The organism is Aquabacterium parvum (assembly GCF_001447195.1).
GTDB lineage: Bacteria > Pseudomonadota > Gammaproteobacteria > Burkholderiales > Burkholderiaceae_C > Aquabacterium > Aquabacterium parvum.
The window spans coordinates 1-8033 of record NZ_LFRI01000342.1 but is presented as its reverse complement, the minus strand read 5'-3'; the positions used below and the strand labels follow the sequence as shown (position 1 = coordinate 8033).

The 8033-nt window shown below is 58.6% G+C and carries 7 protein-coding genes; 2 read left to right on the top strand and 5 right to left on the bottom strand.

Features of this window, described 5'->3' with window-relative positions; genetic code table 11:
• Positions 1-86: 86 nt before the first annotated feature.
• Genes ABG80_RS21515 through ABG80_RS13710 form a run of 4 tightly spaced genes read right to left on the bottom strand, consistent with a single transcriptional unit; the run spans position 87 to position 4402 of the window.
• Positions 87-764 carry a restriction endonuclease subunit S gene (locus tag ABG80_RS21515; protein ID WP_083506102.1) on the bottom strand — a complete coding sequence of 226 codons (678 nt, stop codon included), beginning with the start codon at positions 762-764 and terminating at the stop codon, positions 87-89.
• Positions 755-3184 carry a type I restriction-modification system subunit M gene (locus tag ABG80_RS13720; RefSeq protein ID WP_058088219.1) on the bottom strand — a complete coding sequence of 810 codons (2430 nt, stop codon included), beginning with the start codon at positions 3182-3184 and terminating at the stop codon, positions 755-757. The genes ABG80_RS21515 and ABG80_RS13720 overlap by 10 nt, the downstream gene beginning before the upstream one ends.
• Positions 3185-3243: 59 nt before the next feature.
• A complete protein-coding gene (locus tag ABG80_RS13715) occupies positions 3244-3864 on the bottom strand; it encodes a hypothetical protein (protein ID WP_058088218.1) in 621 nt (206 codons plus the stop codon).
• 25 nt (positions 3865-3889) lie between these two features.
• Positions 3890-4402: a helix-turn-helix domain-containing protein gene (locus ABG80_RS13710; protein ID WP_058088217.1), complete on the bottom strand. Its 513-nt coding sequence runs from the start codon at positions 4400-4402 to the stop codon at positions 3890-3892.
• Between ABG80_RS13710 and ABG80_RS24075 the strand changes: the two genes are divergently transcribed.
• Positions 4389-4688: a helix-turn-helix domain-containing protein gene (locus ABG80_RS24075; RefSeq protein ID WP_200964317.1), complete on the top strand. Its 300-nt coding sequence runs from the start codon at positions 4389-4391 to the stop codon at positions 4686-4688. The genes ABG80_RS13710 and ABG80_RS24075 overlap by 14 nt on opposite strands.
• A gap of 735 nt (positions 4689-5423) precedes the next feature.
• Here ABG80_RS24075 and ABG80_RS21995 read toward each other — a convergent pair.
• Complete coding sequence (locus ABG80_RS21995; protein ID WP_152987626.1) at positions 5424-6008, bottom strand: hypothetical protein; 585 nt, start codon at positions 6006-6008, stop codon at positions 5424-5426.
• Between the two features lie 199 nt (positions 6009-6207).
• Between ABG80_RS21995 and ABG80_RS21990 the strand changes: the two genes are divergently transcribed.
• Positions 6208-7947 carry a hypothetical protein gene (locus ABG80_RS21990; protein ID WP_152987625.1) on the top strand — a complete coding sequence of 580 codons (1740 nt, stop codon included), beginning with the start codon at positions 6208-6210 and terminating at the stop codon, positions 7945-7947.
• Positions 7948-8033 lie beyond the last annotated feature (86 nt).

Genomic DNA, 8033 nt, shown 5'->3' with positions numbered 1-8033 from the left:
CGCATCAACCAACGCACGGCAACTGTCGATTGCGGCACCGAATCATGGCGCCTGCCGTTTGCAGCGCTTCGCCACGTGTTGGATGTCTAAAGCCTAGCGGCCGGTCGTGACAAGAGGGTGCGCGTCGGACTATTACTGATCTGGCGCTTCTTGGCCAGCAGTTGCTCCAGCGAGTCGATCAAGGCGTCAGCGTCCGTGAGGGACTCTGCGATTTCCCGCTGCTCAGAGATAGGTGGTTGCGGCACCAAGAATCCGAGCATGTCGCCCACATTCAGATGCTTCATCGTTGTGCCCGTTTCAATCAGCTTGAGGCGGGCACGACCCTGAGCACAATTTAAGTACTGGGAGACGTAGCGGGGCTCTGCCACGGCACGATCAAGCCTAGAGATGATTAAAGCGTGACAATTTGCTCCGACCAATGATGGTGGAACAACTGTCGTCAACCCAACGTCACCAGTCTGGACTGTGAGTAGGTCGCCCTCTCGCAAGCAAGATTTTTGATGCGCACGATGGAATGCCTCGGTAACGTACTTCACTCCAGACAGATTGAATGCGTTTTCCTCGACGTTGAAGCCCTGGATGTAAATGGCTCCCGCTTCTTCTGGTGCGTAGTGCTTGGTAGCCGTTCCCACAAAACCGTTTGTCATCAACTTTGTGATCTCACCAAGCCGGCAGAGCTTCCAGTCCAAGGGTAGGACGCCGATATCTGTGCGTTGTTTAGCGGACCGCACAAGGTACTTCGCGCTGGGTTCACTCACTTCCATGCGAACCCCATCTTTGCGAGATGCCCCGCCACCCGCGCCTCCAGGTCGTCAACCTTCTGTGCCAGCTCCGGCATCGTCCGCCCATAACGCTCGGCAAGTTCTTTCACCCGCCCGGTCAGCGCCTGGCTTACGCGGTCCAGTTCGCCATGTACAGCGGCATCCAGCGCAGCCATCCACTTGTGGTCCACCACCAGCGTTTTCGCCTCATCAGCGGTCAGCGTGGCATAACGCGCCAGTGCCTTCGCATCCAGATCGGCGTCCAGCGTCTTGATTCGCTTCTTCAAACTGCTCACCTGCTCTGACAAGGTCAACCAGCGCTTGAGCACGGCCAGCTCTTCGGCGGCGTCTGGATCCGGCCCGATCTCCTTGATGCGTGATTTCACTTCCTTGTCGTTGATCTTGTCGAAGCCGTTGAAGACGGCATCGTCACCGCTGTGCTCTTCTTCCAGTTCGGTCTGTGCTGCCTGGGCGCTGTCCAAATCGGTCGTCAGCTTATCCAGTTCGGCTTGCTCTGCTGCAAAGAGGTGCTGCACCAGCAAGGCCTTGGGCACCAGGTCGCAGGCCCAGCCTTTGTCCACGGTCTTGCCGGGTGTGCCGTCCTTGTTCTTCTTGGTTTCCAGCACGCGGTAGGGCTCGGCCTTCCATCCATCTTCGGCAATCAGGTAGGCGTCGTCTTGCATCGTGTTGGCCCAGTAGTCCGTCAGGTGCTGGTACACGGCATAAGGGTCGATCAGGGCTTGGGCTGTGGGCTGGTGTTCGTAATGCGCCAGCAGGCCTTCGGCCAGCTCATGGATCAGCTCTTTGGGGTGAAAGCCGGGTGCCAGCGTTTTCAGCCGTTGGGCTACGGGTGTGCGCCAGGCATCGAAGTGCACGTTCATGGCCTGGGTGAAGGCCTGGAATTCGGCGTGCTGGTGGATGTTGGCCTTGATGGCCGCAGGCGCCACCGTCAAGTCCACATAGCCGGGGCGACGGGGCTTGAACAGCGCAGCCTGCAACTGCGGGCACACGGCCCAGTAGCGGCCCAGGGCCTGCACATCGGCCTCGGGGATGCCGCCGTTCAGGTGGGCGTCAATGTCCTGCTGGTCTTCGGGCGTGCTGCTGTCGATGTAGCGCGGCAGGTTGAGGTTGAAGTCGTTCTTTTCGATCTCGTCCAGCCCCACCATGCGGGCGTAGTGTGGGTCGCTGTCGTCCAGTTGTATGAAGGTGTCCACGATGCGGTGGATGTCGCGCTCGCGCAGGCGGTTCTTGGGGCCGTCTTTCATGAAGCCTTGCGAGGCGTCGATCATGAAGATGCCTTTGCGCGCTGCCGCGCCACCCTTGTCGATGACGATGATGCAGGCCGGGATGCCGGTGCCGTAGAACAGGTTGGCGGGCAGGCCGATGATGGCCTGGATCAGGCCGCGCCGCACCAGGCTCTTGCGGATCTCGGCTTCGGCATTGCCCCGGAACAGCACGCCGTGCGGCAAGATGCACGCGCCCCGGCCTGTGCTTTTGAGCGAGCGGATGATGTGCAGCAGGTAGGCGTAGTCACCTTGCTTGTCGGGTGGGATGCCGTGGCCGTCAAAGCGACCAAAGGCGTCGGCCTGTGGGTTGAGGCCGGTGCTCCAGCGCTTGTCTGAAAACGGTGGGTTGGCCACCACGTAGTCAAAGGTCTTCAGCTGGTCGCCATCCAGGAACTTGGGGTCGGCCAGGGTATTGCCTTGTTCGATCACGGCGCCGGGGTTGTGGTGCAGGATCATGTTCATGCGGGCCAGGCCGCTGGTGACTTCTTCCTTTTCCTGCCCGTACACGCTCACCTCGGTGGACGCGGCCTCGGCCACTTTCAGCAGCAGCGAGCCCGAACCGCAGGTCGGGTCGTACACGGTGGTGTCGGGGCTGGTCTTGGCCTTGGCAATGCCCAGCACCTGGGCCATCACGCGGCTGACTTCGGCCGGGGTGTAGAACTGCCCCTTGCTCTTGCCACTTTCGGTGGCGAAGTGGCGCATCAGGTACTCGTAGGCATCACCCAGGATGTCGTCGCCATCGGCGCGGTGCTTGGAGAAGTCCAGGTCTTTGGACTCGAAGATGCCGATCAGGTTGTCGAGCTTCTGGACCTTTTCTTTGCCAGAGCCCAGCAGGGCGTCGTCATTGAAGTCGGCCTTGATGCGCAGGCGGTTGGCTTCTTCCAGCGGGCGAACGATCTTCTTGTTGATCTGGTCGCCAATGTCTGGCTTGCCCTTGAGGGCCACCATGTCGGCAAAGCTCGCGCCTTCGGGGATCTGGATAGGGGCGAACGGCTGGCCAGCGTATTTGTCGCTGATGTACTTGATGAACAGCAGCACCAGCACGTAGTCCTTGTACTGGCTGGCGTCCATGCCGCCGCGCAGTTCGTCGCATGAGGCCCAGAGTTTGGAATACAGGTCTGACTTCTTGATGGGCATGAATGTCGTCTTCGAATATGGAGCGGAATAGGGTCAATGGGAACGACGGTGGCGCCCGGTTACTTCCGTTGGAAGTCTGCGGTGTGGACCTTTGCAGGTTCTCGCCCCAAGCTCAACGCCACAGCCTCCATGGCTGCGCCTGAGCGTTTGATGGCCGTGTTGGCCCGTGTCGTGTAGAGCGCAAAGCCGCGCCAGAACCACCAGAACAACACGGTGATCACCAGCAGCGCCGTCAGCTTCGCCCACCATGGTGCAGAAGCCAGCACAACCAGCGTGGAAAGACGCGCCCAGTTCAACACCACAACTGCGACAGCAAGGGGCGCAAGCAGCTTGATCCACCAGTTGCGCCGGACTTTGACTGTGTTGCCCACCACGCGAAGGTCCCTGTTCAGCGCAAGCATCTGCAGATCATCCAAAGGGATGCCTGCGCGATGACCAGCCTCCAAGGCATCCAAGACAAGGGGTGGGGATGCTCGCCAAAAGCACATGCTGCGCTCGAGCACACGGTACCGCTCGGTGACACGACGGGTGATCATTGACTGTTCGCCCGTCTCCTCCAATGCGTCAGCCAGTTTTCGCTCTTGCCACCAGCGACGCAACGCAAGCAACCAAACGCCTGACCAGAATCGATCGACGGCCACAAGCACCTCTTGGGCAGTGGGGAACATGTGCTTCTTCATGATTGACTGCTGAAAGGCTGTGATGTCATGTCCCCGCAAAACGAGCAAACTCATTGCGCAGAGCTTCCAAGCTTGAGGAGCTGGCTTCCTGCCCCTTCATGGATGCGCAAAGAAGCTGAAAGACACGGAGGCGGCTCTCTAGAGGCAGCAGCACGCCATCGACGTCAACACACACTTCGTCCACCACCCTGTAGATGTTGGACAACGCGGAATGACTGATAGTCATGACACCCGCCCCCTGAGATGGTTGGCGCACCCCTAGGACCAGGTAGCCCAGATCAGCACCGGCATCGCGAACCCTCATCAGGTAGTTGAGATCCGGAACACGGATGTCGGATTCATAGATGTGCTGGCTGGTTCGCTTCACACCGCCTATTTCCGCCATTTCAGCCTGGGTGAGTCCAAGCCTCAGTCGTTCCTCACGCAAGCGAGCCCCGAACTGCTGGGGGTTGACCGATGAGATCGGCCCGCTATCATGTTTAGAATTATGAACATTCTCGCCGCTTTTTTGAACAGGACGCATCATGATGAACAGCATAGTACCTGTTTGTACTGTTGAGGAAGTGCGCGAGGAGTTCCGTCGTCGGGGCATCTCGGTGAGCGACTGGGCGCGAAGTCAGGGCGTGTCCGCACAGCTGACGTACCGCATCCTCTCAGGCCGCACTTTGGGCCTGAGGGGCCAAAGCCACACGATTTGCGTCCTTCTGGGTCTGAAGCCGGGCGTGATCTGCTCCGCAAACGATCTGAAGTTTGCTCACGCTAGAGGCTCCACCGCCGAGACGTCACCTGGTGAGGCCGGCGACCGTCCAACTCAATCGTGCTGATGCCACGAGTGCAAAGAAACGACCATGCCGTCGTTGCAAAGGGGACCACGTGAATAACTGACTTCGCAAACAAAAACGCCGCAGGGACTGATCCGTGCGGCGCATTCGTACTGGGGAGATCCCACAGATTTCGGCGTGGTAACTGGAATCTACACGTGCCCAATGGACACGTCAACTCCCCAGGTCCAAAGATTGTGCCCGTCAGGTGACAGGCACTGGACTCGCACGCCTGTGCGAAAAGGGAGCGACCGATGAATCCGAGCTGACGACGACTTGGCCATGGTGCGTGTAGGCGCGCTACGCGCAAGTCCGCACAACGCATCGTGACGTTGAGCGACTCCACGCCCCCGCTCCCTCCCGCCGAAAAAGGACTCAAGCAAGCTCATTCGCTTCGCATGAGTCAACTCGCCTGCCGCAAATGCCCATGGTCAAGTCCGATGGGCATGCGCAAGCCATCCAACTACCTACCTGCCCGATTCGCAGAAAGGCAGCGCCATGCCTATGAATTCCCCAGGTCGTCCGTGCGCAAACACGATCGCTGCCCAAGCGGGCTACAGCGCCCCGTATCTCTACCTACTGAATGAGGAGGAAGGTCAAGCATCACGCAGCCCTTCGGAACCCACCGCTTACACACGTCGAAAGCTTGACCAGATCAGCCGAGCCATCCGTTCAGGACATGGACAAGGGCGTGGAGACGAGTACCTGCCGTGGATTCGGATCCGAAAGAACTTCACGTCACCCACCAGCCACCAAGTCTTTGACAGCGTTGGCATACAGGCGCGCAACCATCACTTTCTGAGCAAGCTCGAATTCCACACGGCATTGCTGGTCAGCTACATGGGAGCAACCGAGCTGAGGGAATGCCTGCCCCTGTGGCCGTTCGAACACCCGCACCCAGACACCGGACTGGATGCGGACTTCGATGATCGCAGGGAGTCCGTTCCGGGGCTGCTGGATATTGCGACAGGCGCCGGCATTGATCATGGCACCTACGTGGGAACGACCGTTCCATACATCGCCTCGATTGACCTGATGTTCAGGATTCGGCAGGACCACCGTTGGCGCCTGTTCGGCATCAGCTGCAAGCCCAAAGCGATTGCCGACAAAAGCGCACGAGCGCAGGAGCGCATTGAGCTTGATCGTCTTTACTGCCATGCCGTTGGCGCCCACCATCACCACGAAGATGGCGCCTTCTTGAACACCGAGTTGGTTCAACAACTCATCGTCATGCGACCTGCCGTGGACTTTTTGCGCTCGAACAGGCAAACCGCGCGGTTCGATGACTTTGTAGGCTCCTTCAACGAGCTTGCAGATGATCATCCAGTATCTGATGCAGCAGTGGCTGCCGGTCAACGCGTCGGCATAAGTCGCGAAGACGCGTTCTCCTTCTTCAGACTCGGTGCGTGGCTACACCGCATTGATATCGACTTGAGCCAGCGAGTTCAGATGCGCAAGCCTGTCAAACGCGGAGGAACAACGGTCGTCCAGTCATTGAGGCTTCGGTACTTAGGGGTGAGCCATGACTGAACTTTCGATTGGCTGCGCACTGCGCGCACAAAGATCGGGTGGAGAACCCAGGCTGTACGGCCGGATCGTGCATCTGGACAAACGAGACAACTTGGTCGTCATCGCCAAGTTTCCCGGAAAAGACAAGCATGGAAACCGCAAGAACTATGTTCCCAAACCGATCAGCTGCGATCTCGCTGCCCTTGAGATGCAGATTCGACAAGGGGATTACAGCGTCGCAGAATTTGACACGCCCTCCCACTGGCTTCTGACCCCCGATCAGCTGCGAACCAACGCCTCCACAGGCATGGTGCACCGCTCTCGTCGAAACCTCAGGTCGTGGCTTAGACGTCGCGCGGAAGCGTACCAACTGATCAGACCCTTCGTCCATGGACGCACGATTGAAGAAATCGTCACGGACCCAGCGTTTGTCGGATGGGCAGAGCGTCGCGCCAGAGAGCTAAACATAAAGGGAGGATCACGGATCCAGCGAACCCTGAACGCATACATCCTGGCACTTGGTAACCGCAACGGGCTGCTGCCTTGGTACAGCCGCTGCGGGAACCCTGGCAAGCAAAAGTTCAGCAGCGTGAAGACAGGTCGACCGGTTGATGTGGGCGACATCTCTCGTGGTCGCGACACGGGCGCAAATTGTGATGAGTTCGCAAGGGTGCACTTCGCGCTGGGATGGAAGAAATACAAGGTGCGCGGTGTGTCTGTGCGAACAGCATTCCACAGAACACTGGAAACATGGTTTGTCAAATCAGTGAGCTGGGACGGATCAGGCGCAAAGGTCACCCTGCAACCAGAGGCGCTCAAGTACAACGTCAGTCAGTTTGAGTACTGGGGAAGACGCAGCGACGAAGCACTTTCTGCGATCGCGATTCGCAGGGGAGAGACACCGGAGAGGCGCATCTACCTGCGTCGGCAGGGAAAGGCAAAGGACCGGTACCTGGCTGTCAATGGTGAGGCATTCCTGGATAGCACCAGTTGCGACCAAACCTTGGTCTCAGGTGCTTCTCGTCTCAAAGTGATCTCATCACCCTGGCGAACCGATGTGCAAGGTGCTGCGACGGATTACATCTTTGGGCACCACGTTGGCTTCGAAAGTCCAAGCCAGACGACAGCGCTGATGGCCATTCTTCACGCAGCAGAAGACAAGGTGGAGTACTGCGCAAGGTTCGGGATCAAGATCCAGTCAAGAGACTGGCTGCCAATGACATTCCGTCAGTTCGTCATGGATAACGGGGAAGGAAAAGGCGAACTGGCCATGCGTACGCTTGAGCAGATGGGTATTGGCGCTAGCTTTGGTGCGGCCTATGACGCCATCAACAAAGCAGCACTGGAGTCGAACCACGCCAGGACGCAAGCGCATGTCGACCACCTCATGCCCGGCTCAACCATGGGCCGAAGAGCTGAAAGAGGCGAACCATGTCGAGCCAGCCTGGCTCGACTGAACTTCTTTGAGTACATGCCAAGACTCATCAGGCACGTGCTGTTTCACAACAATGAAGAGGTCATCACGCTGCCGACAATCGAGATGCGTCGAGATGGGGTCGAGCCAACAAGGCGTGGTGTCGTCGAGTGGATGTTAGCGAACGGATACACGACATCGGTGCCCACCGACCTTCATGCGTTGCGAATCCGATGCATGCCTCGTCTACAGGCTTGCATACAGCCTGATGGCGTACACCTCTACGACCGTAAGCGTCCGACCAAGGCCCAACTTGGCAGCGCACGACTGGTCAGCTAGAGCTTGATTTCATACAAGCGATCCTGGGCGTCCTGCACGTTGAAGGCATTGGGATCGAAGGGGTGCCCGATCCATGCGGTCATGTC

What these genes read in the sequence shown, in the direction of transcription:
- ABG80_RS24075 (WP_200964317.1), top strand. Translation starts at nt 4,389, where the DNA reads ATGATGAACAGCATAGTACCTGTTTGTACTGTTGAGGAAGTGCGCGAG.
- ABG80_RS21515 (WP_083506102.1), bottom strand. Translation starts at nt 764, where the DNA reads ATGGAAGTGAGTGAACCCAGCGCGAAGTACCTTGTGCGGTCCGCTAAA.
- ABG80_RS21995 (WP_152987626.1), bottom strand. Translation starts at nt 6,008, where the DNA reads ATGATCATCTGCAAGCTCGTTGAAGGAGCCTACAAAGTCATCGAACCG.
- ABG80_RS21990 (WP_152987625.1), top strand. Translation starts at nt 6,208, where the DNA reads ATGACTGAACTTTCGATTGGCTGCGCACTGCGCGCACAAAGATCGGGT.
- ABG80_RS13710 (WP_058088217.1), bottom strand. Translation starts at nt 4,402, where the DNA reads ATGCTGTTCATCATGATGCGTCCTGTTCAAAAAAGCGGCGAGAATGTT.
- ABG80_RS13720 (WP_058088219.1), bottom strand. Translation starts at nt 3,184, where the DNA reads ATGCCCATCAAGAAGTCAGACCTGTATTCCAAACTCTGGGCCTCATGC.
- ABG80_RS13715 (WP_058088218.1), bottom strand. Translation starts at nt 3,864, where the DNA reads ATGAAGAAGCACATGTTCCCCACTGCCCAAGAGGTGCTTGTGGCCGTC.